General features: G+C 61.3%; 21 protein-coding genes and 1 tRNA gene. 11 read left to right on the top strand and 11 right to left on the bottom strand.

Going from position 1 to position 19548, the window contains the following annotated elements; translation table 11 throughout:
- Positions 1 to 353: 353 nt before the first annotated feature.
- The 7 genes from ACQ4WR_RS10995 to ACQ4WR_RS10965 all read right to left on the bottom strand — a co-directional run bounded on the left by ACQ4WR_RS10995 (position 354) and on the right by ACQ4WR_RS10965 (position 5568).
- The gene (locus ACQ4WR_RS10995; protein ID WP_436487236.1) at positions 354 to 1352 is read right to left on the bottom strand and encodes a hypothetical protein; all 999 of its coding nucleotides are present in this window, start codon (positions 1350 to 1352) and stop codon (positions 354 to 356) included.
- Positions 1349 to 2221 (bottom strand): ABC transporter ATP-binding protein, encoded by an 873-nt coding sequence (locus ACQ4WR_RS10990; RefSeq protein ID WP_102296423.1) that lies wholly within the window; start codon positions 2219 to 2221, stop codon positions 1349 to 1351. The genes ACQ4WR_RS10995 and ACQ4WR_RS10990 overlap by 4 nt, the downstream gene beginning before the upstream one ends.
- A complete protein-coding gene (locus ACQ4WR_RS10985; protein ID WP_436487234.1) occupies positions 2218 to 2598 on the bottom strand; it encodes a GntR family transcriptional regulator in 381 nt (126 codons plus the stop codon). Before ACQ4WR_RS10985 ends, ACQ4WR_RS10990 begins: the two co-directional genes overlap by 4 nt.
- Positions 2599 to 2718: 120 nt before the next feature.
- Entirely contained in the window at positions 2719 to 3459 is a 741-nt protein-coding gene (locus tag ACQ4WR_RS10980) for a DUF72 domain-containing protein (protein WP_436487233.1), read from the bottom strand.
- Between the two features lie 69 nt (positions 3460 to 3528).
- Positions 3529 to 4284, bottom strand: coding sequence for a UDP-2,3-diacylglucosamine diphosphatase (locus ACQ4WR_RS10975; RefSeq protein ID WP_436487231.1), 756 nt, complete (start codon positions 4282 to 4284; stop codon positions 3529 to 3531).
- Between the two features lie 86 nt (positions 4285 to 4370).
- Positions 4371 to 4862, bottom strand: coding sequence for a peptidylprolyl isomerase (locus ACQ4WR_RS10970; protein ID WP_102296430.1), 492 nt, complete (start codon positions 4860 to 4862; stop codon positions 4371 to 4373).
- A 70-nt stretch (positions 4863 to 4932) separates the two neighbouring features.
- A complete protein-coding gene (locus ACQ4WR_RS10965; protein ID WP_436487229.1) occupies positions 4933 to 5568 on the bottom strand; it encodes a peptidylprolyl isomerase in 636 nt (211 codons plus the stop codon).
- Between the two features lie 278 nt (positions 5569 to 5846).
- Here ACQ4WR_RS10965 and cysS point away from each other — a divergent pair, with 278 nt between their 5' ends.
- The 7 genes from cysS to ACQ4WR_RS10930 all read left to right on the top strand — a co-directional run bounded on the left by cysS (position 5847) and on the right by ACQ4WR_RS10930 (position 12737).
- Entirely contained in the window at positions 5847 to 7244 is a 1398-nt protein-coding gene (gene cysS / locus ACQ4WR_RS10960) for a cysteine--tRNA ligase (protein WP_436487227.1), read from the top strand.
- On the top strand, positions 7241 to 7954 hold the full coding sequence (locus ACQ4WR_RS10955) for a DNA-3-methyladenine glycosylase family protein (protein ID WP_374755256.1): 714 nt from the start codon (positions 7241 to 7243) through the stop codon (positions 7952 to 7954). Before cysS ends, ACQ4WR_RS10955 begins: the two co-directional genes overlap by 4 nt.
- Positions 7955 to 8008: 54 nt before the next feature.
- Entirely contained in the window at positions 8009 to 8983 is a 975-nt protein-coding gene (locus ACQ4WR_RS10950; RefSeq protein WP_034756951.1) for an acetyl-CoA carboxylase carboxyltransferase subunit alpha, read from the top strand.
- A 167-nt stretch (positions 8984 to 9150) separates the two neighbouring features.
- The gene (gene tilS / locus ACQ4WR_RS10945; RefSeq protein WP_436487224.1) at positions 9151 to 10569 is read left to right on the top strand and encodes a tRNA lysidine(34) synthetase TilS; all 1419 of its coding nucleotides are present in this window, start codon (positions 9151 to 9153) and stop codon (positions 10567 to 10569) included.
- Between the two features lie 196 nt (positions 10570 to 10765).
- Positions 10766 to 12013, top strand: a complete 1248-nt coding sequence (locus ACQ4WR_RS10940; RefSeq protein ID WP_102296438.1) for an aspartate kinase — start codon at positions 10766 to 10768, stop codon at positions 12011 to 12013.
- Between the two features lie 110 nt (positions 12014 to 12123).
- Positions 12124 to 12216, top strand: a tRNA-Ser gene (locus tag ACQ4WR_RS10935).
- Positions 12217 to 12608: 392 nt separating this feature from the next.
- Positions 12609 to 12737, top strand: coding sequence for a hypothetical protein (locus ACQ4WR_RS10930; RefSeq protein WP_436487222.1), 129 nt, complete (start codon positions 12609 to 12611; stop codon positions 12735 to 12737).
- Positions 12738 to 12823: 86 nt separating this feature from the next.
- Here ACQ4WR_RS10930 and ACQ4WR_RS10925 read toward each other — a convergent pair whose 3' ends face one another.
- From ACQ4WR_RS10925 to ACQ4WR_RS10910, 4 genes are read right to left on the bottom strand one after another with little or no spacing between them, the layout of a single operon-like run.
- Positions 12824 to 13927: a hypothetical protein gene (locus ACQ4WR_RS10925; protein ID WP_436487220.1), complete on the bottom strand. Its 1104-nt coding sequence runs from the start codon at positions 13925 to 13927 to the stop codon at positions 12824 to 12826.
- Between the two features lie 11 nt (positions 13928 to 13938).
- Positions 13939 to 14709 (bottom strand): PoNe immunity protein domain-containing protein, encoded by a 771-nt coding sequence (locus ACQ4WR_RS10920; protein WP_436487219.1) that lies wholly within the window; start codon positions 14707 to 14709, stop codon positions 13939 to 13941.
- A 53-nt stretch (positions 14710 to 14762) separates the two neighbouring features.
- A complete protein-coding gene (locus ACQ4WR_RS10915) occupies positions 14763 to 15680 on the bottom strand; it encodes a PoNe immunity protein domain-containing protein (protein ID WP_436487218.1) in 918 nt (305 codons plus the stop codon).
- The gene (locus ACQ4WR_RS10910) at positions 15677 to 16501 is read right to left on the bottom strand and encodes a hypothetical protein (protein WP_436487216.1); all 825 of its coding nucleotides are present in this window, start codon (positions 16499 to 16501) and stop codon (positions 15677 to 15679) included. The genes ACQ4WR_RS10915 and ACQ4WR_RS10910 overlap by 4 nt, the downstream gene beginning before the upstream one ends.
- Positions 16502 to 16792: 291 nt before the next feature.
- Here ACQ4WR_RS10910 and ACQ4WR_RS10905 point away from each other — a divergent pair, with 291 nt between their 5' ends.
- From ACQ4WR_RS10905 to ACQ4WR_RS10890, 4 genes are all read left to right on the top strand, one after another.
- Positions 16793 to 17398, top strand: a complete 606-nt coding sequence (locus ACQ4WR_RS10905) for a hypothetical protein (protein WP_146012432.1) — start codon at positions 16793 to 16795, stop codon at positions 17396 to 17398.
- A 133-nt stretch (positions 17399 to 17531) separates the two neighbouring features.
- Positions 17532 to 18242: a DUF2325 domain-containing protein gene (locus ACQ4WR_RS10900; protein WP_436487326.1), complete on the top strand. Its 711-nt coding sequence runs from the start codon at positions 17532 to 17534 to the stop codon at positions 18240 to 18242.
- Positions 18243 to 18317: 75 nt separating this feature from the next.
- The gene (locus ACQ4WR_RS10895) at positions 18318 to 19145 is read left to right on the top strand and encodes a TlpA family protein disulfide reductase (RefSeq protein WP_436487214.1); all 828 of its coding nucleotides are present in this window, start codon (positions 18318 to 18320) and stop codon (positions 19143 to 19145) included.
- Positions 19146 to 19263: 118 nt separating this feature from the next.
- Positions 19264 to 19539, top strand: a complete 276-nt coding sequence (locus ACQ4WR_RS10890) for a metal/formaldehyde-sensitive transcriptional repressor (protein ID WP_102298820.1) — start codon at positions 19264 to 19266, stop codon at positions 19537 to 19539.
- Positions 19540 to 19548: the final 9 nt, after the last annotated feature.

Genomic DNA, 19548 nt, shown 5'->3' with positions numbered 1-19548 from the left:
AATCAATAATCACGAATTGTCACGAAATCGTGCTTTTCTGCTGAATTCGCTGTCGGGTTCCAGTATTTCTGCGACTTTCCTCCAAAAAGCGTTTCGCTATCAAATTGGTAGTTGTTGCTTTTTGATGCGACGATTATAAAATTTGATTGGTAATAAAATGCGATAGAAATAATTATTTGTAATTTATATATCAATAAAAAACTATCGAATGAATAGTCTTGATGATTCAAGGGGAATGCCGATATTAACTATCAGGGCGATAGTGAATATTCGCCTGGAGTGAAATGGCGCTGGAATGGAAAACGCCCCGGCGGGCGGGGCGTTCTTTTTGTGGGCGGTGCGGGGAAGGGCGGTCAGTTTTCCTCGCGCCAGCTGCGCAGGCGGATGGCGGCGTACAGCAGTGCCGCGCCAGCCGCCGCGCCCAGCCAGGTGGCGGGCAAGGCCAGGCTGGACCAGGAGTTGCTGAAAATGTCGACGCGCGGCAATGGCGCACCCTGTGCCATCGCCTGTACCTGCGGCAGCAGTTCCGGTTCGAACAAATACCAGCTGCCGGGGATGGTGCCCAGCAGAGCGCGCCCGATGACATTCATCTGTATCCAGTTGATGTCGTTTTCCGTCAGCGTCAGCTTGCCCAGCCAGACCGTCAGGATCAGCAGCAGCAGGGGCACGCCGACGGCCCACAGGAATACCTTGGACCTGGCCCAGCTCGATACCATCAGCAGCCAGCCCACGGTTGGCAGGGCCCACAGGCAATACACGGGCAGCAGGCCGAACACGCGCAGCGGTCCCAGATACAGGCCGGGCGAAGCGAGCAGCTCGGAAAACACGAAGATGCCGTTCGCTGCCAGCACGCTGCCGAGTATCAGCAACAGCAGCAGCGAGGTGAGGCTGGCCGCCGCCACCACGATCAGCGGCGCGACCAGCAGCGCGATGGCCGCTTTCGACAGCACGGTTTGCGCATCCGAGATGGGCAGCGATTTCCAGAACAGTACGCTGCGGTCGCGGCGCTCGTCATGCAGGGCGCTCAGGCAATAGAAAAACACCAGGAAACCCAGCGCCAGGTACAGGGGCGTGGCCGTGTAGGTGTAATTGTTGGCCACGGTCTCGATGATTTCCATGCGGCGCGGGGCGAACGAACGGGTGCCGAGGATGGCGCTCCAGGTGATGGCCTCGCCATTCACGGTCATCGCCGTGCGCACCTTGGTCTGGGCGATGGTGCCGATCATGATCAGGGTGGCCAGCACTGTCATGGCGATGCCGATGATTGCAGGCGTCCACAGCAGCATGCCCTTGTGTTCCCACAGTTCGCGGCGGATCAGCCATTTCATTTTGTTGATGGGGGAAATGCTCATTGGTACGATCCTTTCATGGTCGCGACAAACAGGTCAGCCAGGCTGGGCGTGCGCAGCTCTCCCAGGGCGGCCAGCTGGGTGCGGGCGACGCCGTCGAACAGCATCACCGACTTGCCGAATACGCTGCGTTCGCTGATCGGCAGCAGGGCGCGCGCAGGATTCACATGTTGCGGGCCCACCATCACCTCGATATAGCGTTCGCCCACTTCTTCCATTGTCGAGGCCAGCACGATCTTGCCGTCGCGAATGAACATCAGGTCACTGAGGATGTGTTCGACTTCCTCGATCTGGTGCGTGGTGATGACGATGGTCTTGTTTTCATCGAAATAGTCTTCCAGTAAGTTCTGGTAGAACTGCTTGCGGTACAGGATGTCCAGGCCCAGGGTCGGTTCGTCGAGCACCAGCAGGCGCGCATCGATGGCCATCACCAGCGCCAGGTGCAGCTGCACGATCATGCCTTTCGACATGGCCTTGACTTTCATCTTCGGCGCCAGCTTGGTGTGCGCCAGGTAGCGCTCGGCCTTGCTGCGGTCGAAACGCGGATGCACGCCAGCGACGAAATCGATGGCGTCGCGCACACGCAGCCAGCCCGGCAAAATCGCCACGTCGGCGATGAAGCACACGTCATCCATCAGCGCGTCGCGCTGCGTGCGCGGGTCGCGCCCCAGCACCGACAGATCGCCTTCGAAACCCGTCAGGCCCAGGATGGCTTTCAGGGTGGTGGTCTTGCCCGAGCCATTCGGGCCGATCAGGCCGACGATGCGCCCCGGCGCGATATCAAAGCTGATGTTGTCGATGGCCGCCTGCTTGCCATAGTGCTTGCGCAGGCCGCGCGCGCTGATGACGCTGTCCTTGTTCAATTCACTCATGCGTTTTCTCCCTCGGCGTCGTCCTGGCGGCTGGCCAGCAGCAGTTGTTGCATATCCAGGCCCAGGCGCGTGATGCGTTCCAGCACGGCCGGCCATTCCTCGCGCAGGAAGCGCTCGCGTTCACTGGCCAGCAATTTGTCGCGGGCCCCTTCCAAGACGTACATGCCAAGTCCTCTGCGTTTTTCCACCAGGGCATCGTCGACCAGTTCCTGATAGGCGCGCGACACGGTGATCGGGTTGAGTTGGTAGTCGGCCGCCACCTGGCGTACCGACGGCAGGGCGTCGCCAGACTGCAGCACGCCATCGAGCATCATGCCCACCACCTTGGCCTTGAGCTGGCGGTAGATGGGGCTATTGTCATGCCATTCGGCGCTCATGGGATGCGCTCCCACAAGGGGAGGGCGGGATGGCGCGCAAGCGGTGCTGGGGACATCGGAGCTCCTTGCTGTCTTGTTGAGTTGGTGTTGTAGTTAACTATAACACTAAGATCTAAAAAATCAAACGCTATTTCCGCCCAGCTGGCATTGCAGTTCCAGCGCATTGAACAGGGCGGCGCCAGCCGCGGTATTGTCGAAGATGCACCAGCTGTCCGGGTGTGCGGATTGGGCGAGCTGCGTTGCCAGTGCCGCCAGGTACTCAGTGCTGTAGTCCGAATAGTAGATGCGTGGGCTGCCGTGCAGGCGGAAATATGCCACCGCCGTCGTCGGCACATGGGGGCCGGGCTGGCCGGCGGGCGGATCGGCCCGCACGCGCGTGATGCCTTGCATCGTCAATAGTTCGGTCGCGCCCGCCGCAAACCAGCTGGGATGGCGCGCTTCACAGGCCAGCATGCCATCGAAGCGCTGGCGCAGCGTATTGAAAAATTCGGCGGCCACGTCCGCCTCGAAACGCAGGCTGGGCGGCAGCTGCACCAGCACGCAGCCCAGTTTATTCCCCAGTTGCATAACCTCTCCCGCAAAGCGATCGAGTTCAGCGGCACAGTCGCGCAGGCGCCGTTCGTGCGTGATGCTGCGCGGCAGTTTCACGCTGAAGCGGAACGTGTCGGGCACGCTGGCGGCCCAGCGCGCATACGTGGCGGGCTGGTGCGGGCGATAGAACGAGCTGTTGATTTCCACGCAGCCCAGCACCTGGGCATAGCGCTGAAGATGGCTGCCGGCGTGTGGAAAATGGCTGGCGGCGGCGCTGGAAATGCTCCAGCCGGCCGTGCCGATATAGGGTGGGGAAGGGGGCGTGCGCATGCCGCCATTACAGCAAGGCCAGGCGGGCACGGCTATCGGACAAACGCCCGTGCGGCGGTCGGCGCACGCCTAGTCGATGATGTCGCCGTTCAGGTCGTGACGCGTGATGTTGCCGCGCGCATCGATGGCGATCCAGCCGCCGCGCGGCTGTTGCGGCGGCGTCACGTCGCATTCCCAGTCCGGCAAGACATAGCGCAAGGTGTCGTCGACCTGGTGCAGGGCAGGGCGGTGCGTGTGGCCGTGGATCATGATGGTGCTGGCGTGTTCGGCGAATACTTGCGCCACGGCATCGGGCGTGACATCCATGATGTCCATGGATTTTTCGCCATTGTGTTCGCGGCTGCTTTTGCGCAAGCCGTCGATGATGGCCTTGCGCTGCGCCAGCGGCATGGACAGGAACTGTTTTTGCCAGGCGGGCTGGCGCACCATGGCGCGAAACTCCATGTATTGCACGTCTTTCGTGCATTCGGCGTCGCCATGCAGCAAGACGATGCGCCGGCCGGCAATGGTGGCCACGTGCGGTTCGCTGAGCAGGGTGGCGCCGGCGGCGGCGGCAAAGCCGGAGCCGACGAGAAAGTCGCGGTTGCCGGCGATCCAGTAGACATGCACGCCCGCATCGCTGACGGCGCGGATGGCGGCCGTCATGCGCGCATTGAACGGGTCTTCCAGGTCATCGTCGCCGGCCCAGTATTCGAACAGGTCGCCTAATAGATACAGCGCTTGCGCATATTGCGCATGGTGTTCCAGGAACGATAGAAACGCCGCGCTGGTGCGCGGGTGCGAGCTCTGCAGATGCAGGTCGGAAATAAAGAGTGCGGCAGGCATTGTCATCGTTCAACGCTCCCAAAAAGTGATGTACATGGAAAAGCGCAAACGCTGCAATGCCTGTTATGCATGATGCGGTAGCCTGATTACGCGGCTTCTACCTTCTCGATGATGACGTCCGTCACTGGCACGTCGGCGAACATGCCGGCGCGCGAGGTTTTCACGGCGCGGATGGCGTCGACGACTTCTTTGCCGTCCGTCACTTTACCGAACACGGCGTAGCCCCAGCCGTCCTGGCCTGGATAGTCGAGGAAGCTGTTGTTCTTGATGTTGATGAAGAACTGTGCCGATGCCGAGTGCGGATCCGACGTGCGGGCCATGGCCAGGGTGTAGGTATCGTTTTTCAGGCCGTTCTTGGCTTCGTTTTCCACGGTGGCATCCGCTGGCTTTTGTTTCATGCCTGGCTCGAAACCGCCGCCCTGGATCATGAAACCGTCGATGACGCGGTGGAAAATCGTGTTGTCGTAGTGGCCGGCTTGCATGTAGGCGAGGAAGTTGGCAACCGTTTTCGGCGCTTTTTCGGCGTCCAGTTCAGCGGTGATCTTGCCCAGATTGGTGGTGATGATGACGGAGGTCATGATGATCCTTAATAAATTGGATGAAGAATGATTCAACGGCCCCGTGCGACAGGGCCGTAAAAACGCTATTTTACAGTTTTGCGGGCGCGGACTTGAGTAAAGTCGCCGATTCGATCACCACGGGCGTGACGGGCACGTTCTGGTGCGGTCCCTTGTCGGCGACGGGCACGGCCTTGATCTTGTCGACCACGTCCATGCCGCTGACGACCTTGCCGAATACCGTGTAGCCGAAACCGTCGCGGCCAGGGTAGTCGAGCGCGCCATTGTCATTGACGTTGATGAAGAACTGCGCGGTGGCCGAATGCGGGTCGCCCGTGCGCGCCATGGCGATGCTGTAGGTGACGTTCTGCAAGCCGTTTTGCGCCTCGTTCCTGACCGGTGCCTTGGTGGCTTTCTGCTTGATCTTCTTGTCGAAGCCGCCGCCCTGTATCATGAAGCCATCGATGACGCGGTGAAACACGGTGCCCTTGTAGTAGCCGCTTTTCACGTACTGCAAGAAATTGGCGACGCTTTTCGGTGCTTTTTCCTGGTTCAGTTCCAGCACGATCTCGCCCATATTCGTTTTCAGGGCCACATGCGGCGTGGGATCGAGGGTGGCGGTGGGGGCGGCAGGCGCGGCAACGACGGCGCCACCCAGGGTCAGGCTGGCAAACAGGGTGCAGAAGCGGGCCAGGAAAGACAGGCGCTGCGGTTTGGTTTCTTGCATGGAGGCGTCCTTAATCGTTATTTTTCTCTAAACTTGCTTTAATTGTAAAGAAGTGAAAATTCGGTTGAACATCGTAAAAACCTGATTCATATCGGGCCAGTATGGTTTTTATCAATGTTATACTTGACCGCTAACGCCCTAATTCTAACAAACAAGAACAACAATATAGCTGGTCGTCCAGTCTCGGCGCACACGGTAGTTCAGTGGCGCGGCACCCCCGGTGTCCGCGCCTGTCTGTCGTTTTGCCTGGCTGGTGGCCGCTCCACTTGCAAAGTACGATGAGCAATCTAAAGATTTACAACACCCTGGCGCGCGAGAAGCAGGTATTCGTCCCGATGGAAGCCGGCAAGGTACGCATGTACGTGTGCGGCATGACCATCTACGATTATTGCCATATCGGCCATGCCCGCATGATGATGGCCTTCGACGTCATCTACCGCTGGCTGAAGGCTAGCGGTTTCGATGTCACGTATGTGCGCAACATTACGGACATCGACGACAAGATCATCCGCCGCGCCGTGGAAAACGGCGAGACGATTTCCCAGCTGACGACGCGTTTCACGCAGTACATGGATGAAGACACGGCCGCGCTGGGCATCCTGACGCCCGACCATACGCCGCGCGCCACCGAATACGTGCCGCAGATGCTGCGCCTGATCGAGCAGCTGGAAGCGAAAGACCTGGCTTACCAGGGCGCGGATGGTGACGTGAACTATGCCGTGCGCAATTTCCCCCACTACGGCAAGCTGTCGGGCAAGTCGCTCGACGACCTGCGCGCGGGCGAACGTGTCGACGTGAATACGGGCAAGCGCGATCCGCTCGACTTCGTGCTGTGGAAGTCGTCGAAGGATGCCGAGCCGGAAGAAGTCAAATGGGATTCGAAGTGGGGCAAGGGCCGCCCGGGCTGGCATATCGAGTGCTCGGCCATGTCGTGCGCCTTGCTCGGCGAACAGTTCGACATCCATGGCGGCGGCGCGGACCTGCAATTCCCGCACCACGAAAACGAGATCGCCCAATCCGAAGGCGCGTTCGGCCATACCAGCGTGAATTACTGGATCCATAACGGCTTCGTACGCCTGGACAATGAAAAAATGTCCAAGTCGCTTGGCAACTTCTTCACCATCCGCGAAGTGCTGCAAAAGTTCGATGCCGAAGTGATCCGCTTCTTCATCCTGCGCGCGCACTACCGCAGCCCCCTGAATTACTCCGACGTGCACCTGGACGACGCGCGCCTGTCGCTGACGCGTCTGTACACGGCGCTGGCCGACGTGGCCGTGGAAGAGGGCGCCATCGACTGGAACGAAGCCCACGCCGTGCGCGTGCGCGACGCCATGGATGACGATTTCAACACGCCGCTGGCCGTGGCCGCCCTGTTCGACTTGGCAACGGAAGTCAACAAGAGCAAGTCGCCCGCCCTGGCGCGTCAGTTGAAGGGCCTGGCGGGCGTGTTTGGCTTGCTGGAACGCACGCCGCAGCAATTCCTGCAAGCTACTGTCGGCGCCGCCGCCGGCGGCCAGGATGAGGCGGCGGGCATCGAGCAGGCCATCGCGGCGCGCAGCGCGGCGAAAAAAGCGCGCGACTTTGCCCAGTCCGACAAGATCCGCGCCGAATTGCTGGCCGCTGGCATCATTCTCGAAGACAAGCCTGACGGCACGACCAACTGGCGCCGCGCATGATGGCGACGTCCAGGGAAAACGGGGAAGCGCCGGTGGCGGCGCAAGTGATCCAGGTGCCGCACTACTGGGAAGAGGCGAAGATCGAGCTGATGAAGCGCGACCGCATCATGAAAAAGCTCATCCCGCAATTTGGCGACCTGCACCTGGTCGGCCATAGCGACCCGTTTACCACCCTGGCCCGTTCGCTGGTGGGACAGCAGATCACGCCCAAGGCGGCCGATGCTGCCTGGAAAAAGCTGCTGCTGGCCTGCCCGAAATGCACGCCATCGCAAGTATTGAAGGCGGGCGCCGAGCAATTGGCCGCCTGTGGCTTGTCCAAACGCAAGACCGAATACATCCTCGACCTGGCCGACCATTTCAAGGCCAAGCGCGTGCACGCCAGCCAGTGGGACCAGATGGATGACGAAGCCGTGATCGCGGAGCTGGTGCAGATCCGCGGCATCGGCCGCTGGACAGCCGAGATGTTTTTGATATTTAATCTGCTGCGGCCGAACGTCTTGCCGCTCGACGACCCTGGCCTGATCCAGGGCATCAGCGTCAATTACTTCTCCGGCGAACCTGTTTCCCGCAGCGATGCGCGCGAAGTTTCCGCCAACTGGGAACCGTGGCGCACCGTGGCGACGTGGTATTTGTGGCGCAGTCTCGACCCTGCAGCCGCCCCTGCCGCACCCGATGCAGCCCCCGGCGCACCAGCCGGTACGGTAAAATAAACATAGATGACGCCGCGCGCCCTGGCGCCGTGGCCGGTAAAACCTGGAGGTACAATGACTAAAACGACTTTCCTCAATTTTGAACAGCCGATCGCGGAACTCGATTCCAAGATCGAAGAGTTGCGCTTCGTGCAAGACGATTCGGCCGTCGACATCTCGGAAGAGATCGACCGCCTGGCCAAGAAGAGCCAGCAACTGACCAAGGATATCTACGCCAAGCTGACCCCTTGGCAAGTGGCGCAGATCGCGCGCCACCCGCAGCGCCCGTACACCATGGATTACGTGAATGAAATCTTTACCGATTTCCACGAACTGCATGGCGACCGCAGCTATGCGGACGATCTGTCCGTCGTCGGCGGCCTGGCCCGCTTCAACGGCCAGCCGTGCATGGTCATCGGCCACCAGAAAGGCCGCGACACGAAAGAGCGCGCCATGCGCAATTTCGGCATGCCGAAGCCGGAAGGCTACCGCAAGGCCATGCGCCTGATGAAAGTGGCTGAAAAATTCAACTTGCCTATCTTTACGTTCGTCGACACGCCAGGCGCCTTCCCCGGCATCGACGCGGAAGAGCGCGGCCAGTCGGAAGCCATCGGCCACAACCTGTATGTGATGGCGGAACTGAAAGTACCGCTGATCGCCACCATCATCGGTGAAGGCGGTTCCGGCGGTGCGCTGGCCATTGCCGTGGGCGATGCCGTGCTGATGCTGCAATACTCGACCTATGCCGTGATCTCGCCGGAAGGCTGCGCCTCCATCCTGTGGAAGAGCGCCGAGCGTGCCTCCGACGCGGCCGAAGCGCTGGGCCTGACGGCGCACCGCCTGAAAGCCATGGGCCTGATCGACAAGATCATCAACGAACCGCTGGGCGGCGCCCACCGCGATCCGAAACAGATGGCGACCTTGCTGAAACGCGCACTGGCCGACACCCTGCGCCAGTTCCACGGCATGAAAACCAAGGACCTGCTGGCCGCGCGCCACGAAAAACTGCTGAGCTACGGCAAGTTCAAGGAAACCACGCCGAGCGAGTAAGCGTTATTGGCTACGCAGCAAAATGCTAGGGTTAGACGGGGACGCCGAGTCCCGTCGGGTCTGACCCCTGATTTTCGCCTGCAATGAATAAGTATTTCCAGGGACAGTCCGCTAAACGACACCATCCGTTTAGCCGCCTGTCCCTCTTTGCATTCCCGGAGTCCACATTGAAAAAGCAACAAATCGCCACCGTGCCCGACATCTTCGCCCGCGCGTTGGAAACCTGCGAACCGCAAGCCGGCGGGACGATAGGCATCGCCCTCAGCGGCGGCCTCGATTCCTCGGCCCTGTTGCACCTGGCGCATGCCTGGGCGCAAGAGCATGGCGTGGCCCTGCATGCGTTCCACGTGCACCACGGCCTGAGTCCGAACGCGGATGCGTGGCTGGCGCACTGCGAGCAATTGTGCGCCGGCATGGGCATCGCCTTTGAAGCGCGCAAGGTCGCCGTGGAAAAGAATGCGAAGACGGGCACGGAAGAGGCGGCCCGCAAGCGCCGTTACGCGGCCCTGGGCCAGCTGTGCGCCGCGCATGGCGTGCGCCTGCTGCTCACGGCCCACCACCAGGATGACCAGGCTGAAACGGTGCTGCTGCAATTGCTGCGCGGTTCCGGCACGGCGGGCTTGTCCGGCATGGATGGCGCCAACAGCGCGCCCGAGCTGCTGGGCAATCCGGACCTGGTAATGGCGCGCCCGCTGCTGCCCGTGTCGCGCAAACAGCTGGAAGCGTACGTGGCGAGCCATGCGATCGCGCACATCCACGACGAATCGAACGACGATCCCCGCTTTGCCCGCAATGCCCTGCGGCACCAGGTGATGCCCGTGCTGGCGCAGGCGTTTCCCGGTTTCCAGGAACGCTTTGCCCGCAGCGCCCAGCATGCGCAGTCGGCGCAGCGTCTGCTGACGGAACTGGCGGTGCAGGATCTGGCGGCGTGCCTCGATGGCGACTGCATCGAGCTGGCGAAATTGCGCGCGCTGAGCGCGGACCGCTGCTACAACCTGCTGCGCCACTGGTTCGGCACGCGCGGCTTGCGCATGCCGTCGACGGCGTGGCTGGTGGAAATGCTGGCGCAGCTGCTCGAAGCGCGGCCCGACGCGCAATTGCTGGTGACGCATCCCGACTGCCACGTGCGGCGCCACCGCGACCGCCTGTACCTGACGCCGAAACTCGATGACCTGGCCGGCATGCGCGAGCGTGACGACGCCGGCATTCCCGGCCTGGAAAAGGTCAGCCAGGCATTCACCTGGAAAGGCGAGGCCAGCCTGGCGTTTCCCGCGTACGGCGGCGTGCTGCATTTCGATGCGGTGGCAGCGGGCGGGCAGGGCATCGATATTGCCTGGCTGCAAACACAGACCCTGAGCATCGATTTCCGCCAGGGCGGCGAGCGCCTGAAGCTGGCCTTGAACCGTCCCACCAAGAGCTTGAAATACCATTACCAGGCATTCGATGTGCCTGCCTGGGAACGTCAACGCCTGCCCCTTGTCTGTGCGGCGCAACAATTGCTGTATGCGGCTGGTATTGGCCTCGACTGTCATTGCCTGAGCTTGTTAGATCGTCCACGCATCACCTTGCGCTGGCAGTCCTGCTGAGCGTGGGAGCGGCCACCACGGCCACTTGCAAGGTGGCCGGCAAGTGGCTGCCCAAGCCAGCTGGACTGCATGAATTGGTTATTTCCATATATGTAATTGGTATGAGCTAATGCGCTTTTTAGCTTGTTATTTTGCATTGCGGCATGTAGAGTAAAGCCCTCCTTTTTTATTCTTCTTGAGCGGAAACTTCACTCTTATGGCTTTAATCGTCCACAAATATGGCGGTACGTCGATGGGCTCGACTGACCGTATCAAGAATGTCGCCAAGCGCGTTGCCAAGTGGCACGACGCCGGGCATCAAATCGTGGTGGTGCCATCCGCCATGTCGGGCGAAACCAACCGCCTGATTGGACTGGCCAAGGAAATCATGGATCAACCCGATCCCCGTGAACTTGACATGATCGCCTCGACAGGCGAACAAGTGTCCGTCGGCCTATTGTCGATGGCACTGCTGGCGATCGGCAAACAAGCCGTATCCTATGCTGGCTGGCAAGTCGCGATCAAGACCGATTCCGCCTTTACCAAGGCACGCATCCAGTCGATCGATGACGAGAAAGTCAAACGCGACCTCGATGCGGGCAAGATTGTCATCATTACCGGTTTCCAGGGCGTCGACGAGAACGACAATATCGCGACCCTGGGCCGCGGTGGTTCCGACACGTCGGCCGTGGCCATCGCCGCCGCCATGAAGGCGGCCGAGTGCCTGATCTTCACGGATGTCGACGGCGTCTACACGACCGACCCGCGCGTGGTCTCCGAGGCGCGCCGCCTGAAGACCATCACCTTTGAAGAAATGCTGGAACTGGCTTCGCTGGGCTCCAAAGTGCTGCAAACGCGCTCGGTGGAATTTGCCGGCAACTACCGCGTGCCCACGCGCGTGCTGTCGTCGCTGACCGACCCGATGTTGCCGCTGGAAATAGAAGCCAATTCAGGCACCCTGATTTCGTTTGAGGAAGATACAAACATGGAACAAGCAGTCATCTCCGGCATCGCCTTCAACCGCGATGAAGCCAAAATCACCGTGCTCGGCGTGCCCGACCGTCCAGGCGTGGCGTACCACATCCTGGGGCCGGTGGCGGACGCAAATATCGAAGTCGACATGATCATACAGAATCAGTCGGTCGACGGTAAAACGGACTTCACCTTCACCGTCTCGCGCGGCGAATATGCGCGCGCCCTGGCCGTGCTGGAAGCGAACCGCGAAGCACTGGGCGCGGCCAGCATCACGGGCGACGCGAAAGTGTCGAAACTGTCCGTCGTCGGCGTCGGCATGCGCAGCCACGTCGGTGTCGCATCGCAAATGTTCCGTACCCTGTCGGAAGAGGGCATCAACATCATGATGATTTCGACGTCCGAGATCAAGATCTCCGTGCTGATCGATGAAAAGTACATGGAACTGGCCGTGCGCGCGCTGCATAAAGCGTTCGAGCTGGAAAAAGCTTAAAAATGTAAAAATATTGCCCCACGCCCTTGACCAAAGGGGGGGCAATCGATATTATGACGTTCGTCGCTGCAGCGCAGTTAGCTACAGAGACATAGTTGAGTAATCAGCTAGGAGACGTGGCCGAGTGGCCGAAGGCACATCCCTGCTAAGGATGCATACGGCTTATACCTGTATCGTGGGTTCGAATCCCACCGTCTCCGCCAGAATCAAACAAAAAAGCCTCCCCTGCGGGAGGCTTTTTTGTTTGTCTGGACGGAACGGTGGGATTCGAAGACGCAGCGCCCTGAGGGGCGCGAGGCTATCCGAATCGCCCAGCCACCGCGCTGCGCGCGGCACGTTGGCCGCGCAGCGGCCAGCGCCGTCGCCTCATCTCAGGCTGTAGCGGCGAGCGCCGTCTGCTGCCGATTCAGCCGCACCTGGCCTCAAGCTTGATACATCTCAGCCTTCACCACTAATGCTTGCCAGATACCCCCTGACGGCTATCAGTGCGATTTCGGTGTTGATCTCGGCTCAGGAAAAAGCATCGCTGGTCCCGCTGGTCCCATCTGTTGATGTCTGCGGCGCAGCGACAATTTTTCCTGTCGGGCGTATCCGCATGACCGCCACTGCGCTCTGCCTGCACCAGCGCCGACAGAGCCAAAAGATCCCGCGCACGAAGACGGAAGGGCGCGAACCGGTCGATTCAAGCTGGGCCAGCTATGGCCTGTCCGGCAAGGCGGGGTAAGGTGTACAGCGGCGACGACAGCGTGCTGATATCGAGCAATCTCCATCCGACGGAAGAGGCCACTGCCTGATACGACCCGGTCCCCATCATTGCATGCCTGCCGCCGCCCTGGCTTGCTTGTCGCACTCGCGCACCGTCGCTTTGCATGCGGAAAACGCTTCCAGATAGGTCACGGCGGTCTGCCGCGCTGCGACCTGTTCTGCCACCCGCTGCTTGAGCTGCAACGGAGTCGTCGGGGGCAGTTTCTCCAGTTTTTTGCCGACGTCTTGTAGCGAATTCTTTTGACGCGCCAGTTCCGCAGCCAGCACGGCTTTGCGCTCGGCGGCGGGCAGGGCCGGATACAGCCGGCCATTGCCGGCATTCACACCGCCATCCTCCGTCATCGACAACGACGCCTGCGGGACGCGAAATTCCAGCGCCAGTTGGCCATCGGCTTGCACGATGACCAGCAGTTCCTCGGTGGCAGTGCCGGCCGGCAGCGGCAAGGTGCGCGTTTCCGGCTTGCCGTCCGGCAGCCAGCGGTATTCGATGTTGACCCGTCCCGGCTTGTGTGGGGCGCCTGGCAGGTAGAAGCAGCAATTGGCGGCGCTGCCCATATAAGGGTTCAGGGGATCGGTATCGACGGCGTTGGCCGGATGGCCGGCATCGCTGACGCCGACCTGGATGGGGCGGGCGCTGTAGTTCAAGGTGCTGACCGCTATCTTTGCCTCATCGGCCCCGGGCTGGTAGTCATGCTGGTCGCGCTCGCCCCGTTCGGCATGGCCTGCCAGCAGCGGACGGCGCTGCATGGACTTGATGCCGATGGCAAAGATATGGCTCAGGTAGCCCGTATCCGAGCGGCCGTCGTGCGAATAACTTCCGCCGGGCGTGTAGTAGAGGTAGCCGACGTCCTCTATCGCCAGTGCGCGCACCTTGCCGTCCTGAGGGAATAATGGTTCCGCCAGGTAGCGGTCCCCGGCGCCCATGACCTTGGCGGAGAGCACGCCGGCCCATGCCCGTTCGCCCGCGAAACGGGGAAAGACGTTGAATTCGCCATCGATGAAGGGTTCGATCTTCAGCACATCCTGTGTCATGCCCGTGACGGGATCGATGACGGAATAAATGCCCGGGAAAGGTGTGTCGGCGGCGAGCGACAGCGCGGGCGTGGCGAAGATGAGGCAGGCGGCGATCACGGCGGGTTTGCTGCGCATGCGGGCTCCAATCATGTAGAGAGTGACTGACGGTGGAGTGCCGTCAGGTCGGCGGGATAGAATGCGGCATCGCGATAGCAGCTGTCGTCGATGTCGAGCAGGCATGTGATGGCGGCCGCTTCCCATGACCAGTAGCCTGAAAATGAGGTGTCACGCGCGTAGCTGCCATAGTAGGGTTCGCGGCGGCTGGCATCGTACCATTTTGCCAGGTAGTCCTGCATCAGCGCCGGACGCGCCTGTTTTTCTGCCGCAAATATCTTGAGTGTCTTGACATAGGGCTGGCGGCGCGTGCATGTTGGCCAGGCGGTGTCCCTGCCAGCGACGGAAAAGGCCAGCAGGCGTTCGACCAGCCCATCTTTTTCATGGTTGTTGAAATCGATGACGGGTGCCAGGCGGGGCAGCCAATTGCCCCAACCCAGGAGAATGCCAAGGCAGATCATCCAGTTGACCTGCTCGTAGCCGTCACCAGGCAGGGCGAAGTGGGGAAATCCCTGTTCCGCGGCGCCGGCCTGCACGTCAAAAGCCCTGTCATAGCTGGCAAACTCTTCCCAGTATTCCAGTACCGTGGGGTACAGCGCGCGCAGATCGGCTGTCGTGTGGCCAGCGCTGTAAGCCAGACTGAGCAGGTCGATGCCGTCCCATGCCCGCTGGCGCGTGGCCGTCATGAAGTTTTCTGGCGCAATAGCGCGCAGCACTTCCGCCGGCTGCGACAAGCCGGCGGCCACCATGCCGATGTCTTCTTCGATACCATGCTTGCTTTCAAGGTAGATCGCGTATGACAACAGCGGTTCCCTGCGCCTGGATAAAAAAGTGTGTTCGTCCAGCGTCTGCATCGTTACTCCCGCAGAGCCGTGTCGGATGAGGAATGTCCCGCTTCGACACGCCCGTTATGTTTCGGCGGTTCCGCAGCCAGACTGGTATAGCGGCCTTCTTCCCATAATGTTCGCGCATAGTCGACCAGGTCTTTGGGGTAGACCAGATGGTCGATCTGGCTATCGTCCAGGTCGAGTATAAAGACGGTCGCACCCGCCTCAAAGGCCCAGTAACCGTAATACGCGGCATAGCCTTCGTCGCTGATGTTGAGATGCTCATCGTGCCAGCGTGGATGATTTTTCATGGCCGGATACCACTGTTTCAAATACTTCTGGAGCAGGGCCAAGGCAGCGTTGTCGTCTTCTTCATAGAATACTTGCAGCAGGGTGTTGTAGGGCTTGCTGATAATGCAGGTGTCCAGGTCTTGACTGTCCTCGACATACGCGCCAATCAATTGCTCGAACAGCCCATCGCTGCCACGGTGGCTGCGCAGCACGTGGACGATGCGTAGGGCTGATCGTTGATCGCGCAGCAGGATGGCGATGCTGAGCAGTTGTAGTGTGTCTTCATAATCGGAAAGGATGGAAAACTGCGGGGCACCCTGGAATTCATATGGCCCATCTTCTGGAAACTCGAGCGCCGCTTCCTGTTGATAGAGTTGATCGACGTCGTTCCATTCTTCAAATTTATCTACGATGCCTGCAATGCGCGGCGCCAGAGCAGCGATCGGTTCGCCAGCCGTATAGTCGAGCATCCAGATCCAGAACGCTTCCAAATACAAAAAATGATGGACGGAAGCATTTCCCTGCAGTGAGTCGGCTATTCTTTTATTTTCGAGTTCAACATCGATTATCGCGAGTTGATTTTCCCGCGTTTTATGGTAAAGATCTTCGTAGAGAAATTTCTGCCGGCGCCGCACGTCGAACGGTGCGGACATCATGGTTTTTCCGTCGTTTTTGCTGATCGCTGGCGCAGTTCGGCGCTTTGCCAGTCGCTGTCGGCGTCGTTGAAGCTTTCGTTGGGATTGCCGTCCCATTGGCCAAAGCCCGGCAGCGCCATGTGGTCGTTGCGGATCGGCTTGAGCAGTTTGTTAAGTAGCGCCGGCAATTCCGGCACACCGTCTTCAACCAGGTGGACCGACGGTTCCTTGCCCAGTTCGCTCCATAGGCCGGAGTCGAGCTCGTCGATCCGGATTCGCGGATGCTGGAGGCTGAGTTTTATCTGGTCGCGACGGAGGTCCAATTTTTTGCGCAACGTATCCGATAGCAAAAAGCCCCATGTTGGCGGGCGGATGCCGTCGGCCAGCGTGCCGTCTTTCGCGCCAGCGGCGCTGATGGGCCGTGCGCCCAGCGTGCGGTAATCCCAGCGGCACAGTTCGATGCCGCTGGTTTGCTGGCGCAGCTGCATGCGCCAGCGGTCCATGGTGTCTTGCGGCATGACGGCGCCTGGCCGGCTGTCGGCGATGCTGGCCTGGGCGTTAGGCTGGAAACTGCCGTTGTGGTCGGCGATGACCACGGTGTGGCTGCCCAGGCTGGCGCTGCCCGCGTTGGCCGCGTCGAGCGACAGGGCGGCGATGTGGAAGACATAGCCCAGTCCCAGGCCTTCCTCGCCGCGCACGCACTCGGCCAGCAGCACATCCTGGCCCAGCGGCGTGCTCAGCTTCAGCAGGCGCGTGGCCTGGCTGAAGCCGCTGGCGATGGATGCCGCGCTGGAGGAGGCACGGGGTGGCGACGACGCGCTGGCATGAACCGGTTCGGACATTGATAGCGACTCCGCTTGGAGAAATGAGCGTACTTGCAATTAATTCAATGATTTACTTATAAGATTACACCTTAGAAATAGTGATTTCACAAGCGCGATTCAATTGAATCGTGCGCCAGGCCCTGCCATGCACGGGCCGTGCGGGCCGTTTTCTCCCGTTCTGCTAGAGTGCCGTTCTTGTCAATTCCACCATTCGAAAAAATGCTGCGCAATATTTCTTGAATACACTTTCATGGCGCGCCATGCCTGGTTTTCGGCCGCCATCGCCATCTCACGTGAACCGGAGCAATCATGAATACAATGAAATACGCTGTCGCCGCCGCCCTGTGTGCCAGCCTGTCGCCCGCCTTGGCGGCCACATCCACCGTCGAACCACCGTTTCTCGATGTGCTGAGCTATCAATATGCCACTTGCGTCCAGCCCGCCTATCAGCAGGCCGACCTGCTGGTGCAGGATGGAACCGGGCGCTACCAGATTGATATCAAGGGCGAGGCCTACACGGTCGAATTGCAGGAACGCATGGGCTTTTCGCTGCAGGCAGGCAAAGGCGGACCCGTGGCGGCCGTCGTCAAGCTGGACCGGCCGCCCAAGGGACAGTTCGAGGAGCAGGCGCGCTGGCGCGAACGCTGGCTACGCGATGTGGCCGAGCGCAGCGGCGTGGCGCTGGACGTACGCACGCTTGCCGGCGGCGCGCGCCTGCTGGCCGTCAACAAGGCTGAGATCAAGGGCAACTTTGTCGGCCAGTCCCTGCTGATCGACCCGGCACGACTGTTGTTCATCGATGTGGCGTGGCCGAACACGCTGGACATCTATCGTGGCCCCGACGGCCTGGGGCATGTGCGCCATGTGCAGGACGACGTATGGCAGCGCCTGCTGTCCTGCCCGCCGGCTGCGTGACGCCGGCGGCCACCGCATACCCCTACTGCGCGCACGCACATAGACAAATAATAATGATTCTCATTTATAATGCGAATCCATGGGGTAGCGATGGGCTGGCGCCATGGCGCCACGGTCGGTGAAGGAGGGCATGATGGGCAGTGTGTATGGCAACGAGGACATGATCGCGCACGAGCATCGCGTGCTGATGGCGGAATATGGCCGCGCGCAGGCGCGCTGCAGTGCGCAACTGGCTGCGCAGGCAGCCCGCATCGCGCAGCTGGAGTCGGAGTTGATGCGCGCGCGCGCGCAGGTCGTGATCCGCGATACGAAGCTGGCGCTGGCGCGCGAGGAACTGGCCGAAATGGCGGCGGTCGCGCCCGGCTTGCCGACGCGGGCGCGGCTGGCGCGCAAGGTCGAATGGCTCAGCGAGCGGGTGCAGGATTTGATGCGCGAATTGCTGCGCCTGCAATGGGTGCCCGCGCCATCGGCCGTACCGCGCTCCGCGCTGCAGGCGCAGTTGCTGGCTGGCGTGCGCGAAAAAGCCGTACTGTATGTGGGCAATTATGTAGACCGCGAAGTGGGGCCGGACGCCGACGGCGCCAACGTGGCGCAGCAAGCCATCGAGCAGGCCGGCGGACGCTTCCTGCACCATGCGGGCGGCGGCGATGGCGCAGACGATGCAGCGGCGCTGGAAGCGAGCCTGGTGGCGGCCGACCTGGTGATTTGCCAGACCGGCTGCGTCAGCCACGATGCCTACTGGCGCGTGCACGACCATTGCAAGCGCACCGGCAAGCAGTGCGTGCTGGTGGACCAGCCGCAAGCCATGCATTTCGTGCGCAAGGAGGCGCTGGCCGCTTCCTGACTTCCTGTTTTTTTAATGCCCGCTTAATCCGCATGGGTCACAATGGCCGTCCATTCGACGTCCTTGAAAGCGCCCATGCTGTCCCTGCAAATCGGTCCTCTGGCCCTGCCTGTGGGCCTGGTCCTGTTGTTCGTCTCCCTGTTTGTCGCCTACGGCGTGGCCTGGTGGTTGCGGCGCTACCGCCAGCTGCCCGACGCCGGCCCCCTGGTTTCCGACATGCTGATCGCCGGGCTGCTGGCCGCGCGGCTGGCATTCGTCCTGCGCTGGCATGAGCAGTACCTTGCCGCGCCCTGGTCCATCATCAACATCCGCGATGGCGGCTTCCTGGCGCCGGCCGGCATCGCCGGCGCGCTGGCCATCGCCGCGTGGCGCTGCCGGCGTCCGGCCATGGCTGCCATGCGCCGTCCGCTGGCGATCAGCGTGGCGGCTGGCGCGCTGTCCTGGGGCGTGTTGAGCGCGGGGCTGGGCCTGGCGTATGACAGGCCGACGGCCTTGCCCGCCGTGGCGCTGCGCACGCTGGACGGCGAGTCCGTCAGCCTGGCGGCGCTGGCCGCCGGCAAGCCCGTGGTGGTCAACCTGTGGGCCAGCTGGTGCCCGCCATGCCGGCGCGAGATGCCCGTGCTGGCCGCCGCGCAGCAGGCGCGCGCCGATATCGTTTTCGTGTATGCCAACCAGCGCGAGGATGCAGCGGCCGCCAACGCCTTTTTGGCGCCTTCCGGCCTGGCGCTGCGCAATGTGGTGCTCGACAGCGAGGCGGCGCTGGGCAAGGCGGCCGGTTCCTCCGCCTTGCCGACCACCCTGTTCTATGACGCCAGGGGGCGGCTGGCCGATACCCATCTCGGTGAATTGTCCGATGCCTCGCTGGCCAGCAAATTGCAGAAGATCGCGCCGCCCGCGCCGTAGCGCATTCCCGCTCACCGGGCCGCCCATCCGCGAGGATGCGCGGCTTTTTTTATGCCTTGCCGCACGCCGCATGCGTTCTGATAGTATACCCCCCTATAGTATTTTTCAGGATGAAGACATGGGACACACGGCGCACAACAAGACCAAGCTGCTCAATCGCGTGAAGCGTATTCGGGGACAGGTGGAAGGACTCGAGCGGGGCCTGGAAGAGGGGCGCGATTGCGGCGAGGTGCTGCAGCTGATCGCCGCCGTGCGCGGCGCCGTGAATGGCCTGATGGCCGAAGTCATCGAAGAGCACCTGCGCGAACACGTCGCCAGTCCCGACATTTCCGCCGACGAGCGGAGCCGGGGCGCCGACGACATCGCCGGCATCCTGCGTACCTATCTCAAATAAGGAGCACGC

Source organism: Janthinobacterium amylolyticum, from assembly GCF_051380655.1.
Taxonomy (GTDB): Bacteria; Pseudomonadota; Gammaproteobacteria; order Burkholderiales; family Burkholderiaceae_D; genus Janthinobacterium.
Note: the sequence above shows the minus strand (reverse complement) of the source record. Positions and strands in the feature narration are given on the sequence as shown.

What these genes read in the sequence shown, in the direction of transcription:
- ACQ4WR_RS10930 (WP_436487222.1), top strand. Translation starts at nt 12,609, where the DNA reads ATGACCGCCACTGCGCTCTGCCTGCACCAGCGCCGACAGAGCCAAAAG.
- ACQ4WR_RS10900 (WP_436487326.1), top strand. Translation starts at nt 17,532, where the DNA reads ATGGGCAGTGTGTATGGCAACGAGGACATGATCGCGCACGAGCATCGC.
- ACQ4WR_RS10915 (WP_436487218.1), bottom strand. Translation starts at nt 15,680, where the DNA reads ATGATGTCCGCACCGTTCGACGTGCGGCGCCGGCAGAAATTTCTCTAC.
- ACQ4WR_RS10955 (WP_374755256.1), top strand. Translation starts at nt 7,241, where the DNA reads ATGATGGCGACGTCCAGGGAAAACGGGGAAGCGCCGGTGGCGGCGCAA.
- cysS (WP_436487227.1), top strand. Translation starts at nt 5,847, where the DNA reads ATGAGCAATCTAAAGATTTACAACACCCTGGCGCGCGAGAAGCAGGTA.
- ACQ4WR_RS10910 (WP_436487216.1), bottom strand. Translation starts at nt 16,501, where the DNA reads ATGTCCGAACCGGTTCATGCCAGCGCGTCGTCGCCACCCCGTGCCTCC.
- ACQ4WR_RS10895 (WP_436487214.1), top strand. Translation starts at nt 18,318, where the DNA reads ATGCTGTCCCTGCAAATCGGTCCTCTGGCCCTGCCTGTGGGCCTGGTC.
- ACQ4WR_RS10905 (WP_146012432.1), top strand. Translation starts at nt 16,793, where the DNA reads ATGAATACAATGAAATACGCTGTCGCCGCCGCCCTGTGTGCCAGCCTG.
- ACQ4WR_RS10890 (WP_102298820.1), top strand. Translation starts at nt 19,264, where the DNA reads ATGGGACACACGGCGCACAACAAGACCAAGCTGCTCAATCGCGTGAAG.
- ACQ4WR_RS10990 (WP_102296423.1), bottom strand. Translation starts at nt 2,221, where the DNA reads ATGAGTGAATTGAACAAGGACAGCGTCATCAGCGCGCGCGGCCTGCGC.
- ACQ4WR_RS10980 (WP_436487233.1), bottom strand. Translation starts at nt 3,459, where the DNA reads ATGCGCACGCCCCCTTCCCCACCCTATATCGGCACGGCCGGCTGGAGC.
- ACQ4WR_RS10940 (WP_102296438.1), top strand. Translation starts at nt 10,766, where the DNA reads ATGGCTTTAATCGTCCACAAATATGGCGGTACGTCGATGGGCTCGACT.
- ACQ4WR_RS10985 (WP_436487234.1), bottom strand. Translation starts at nt 2,598, where the DNA reads ATGAGCGCCGAATGGCATGACAATAGCCCCATCTACCGCCAGCTCAAG.
- ACQ4WR_RS10995 (WP_436487236.1), bottom strand. Translation starts at nt 1,352, where the DNA reads ATGAGCATTTCCCCCATCAACAAAATGAAATGGCTGATCCGCCGCGAA.
- ACQ4WR_RS10925 (WP_436487220.1), bottom strand. Translation starts at nt 13,927, where the DNA reads ATGCGCAGCAAACCCGCCGTGATCGCCGCCTGCCTCATCTTCGCCACG.
- ACQ4WR_RS10975 (WP_436487231.1), bottom strand. Translation starts at nt 4,284, where the DNA reads ATGCCTGCCGCACTCTTTATTTCCGACCTGCATCTGCAGAGCTCGCAC.
- ACQ4WR_RS10950 (WP_034756951.1), top strand. Translation starts at nt 8,009, where the DNA reads ATGACTAAAACGACTTTCCTCAATTTTGAACAGCCGATCGCGGAACTC.
- ACQ4WR_RS10970 (WP_102296430.1), bottom strand. Translation starts at nt 4,862, where the DNA reads ATGACCTCCGTCATCATCACCACCAATCTGGGCAAGATCACCGCTGAA.
- ACQ4WR_RS10965 (WP_436487229.1), bottom strand. Translation starts at nt 5,568, where the DNA reads ATGCAAGAAACCAAACCGCAGCGCCTGTCTTTCCTGGCCCGCTTCTGC.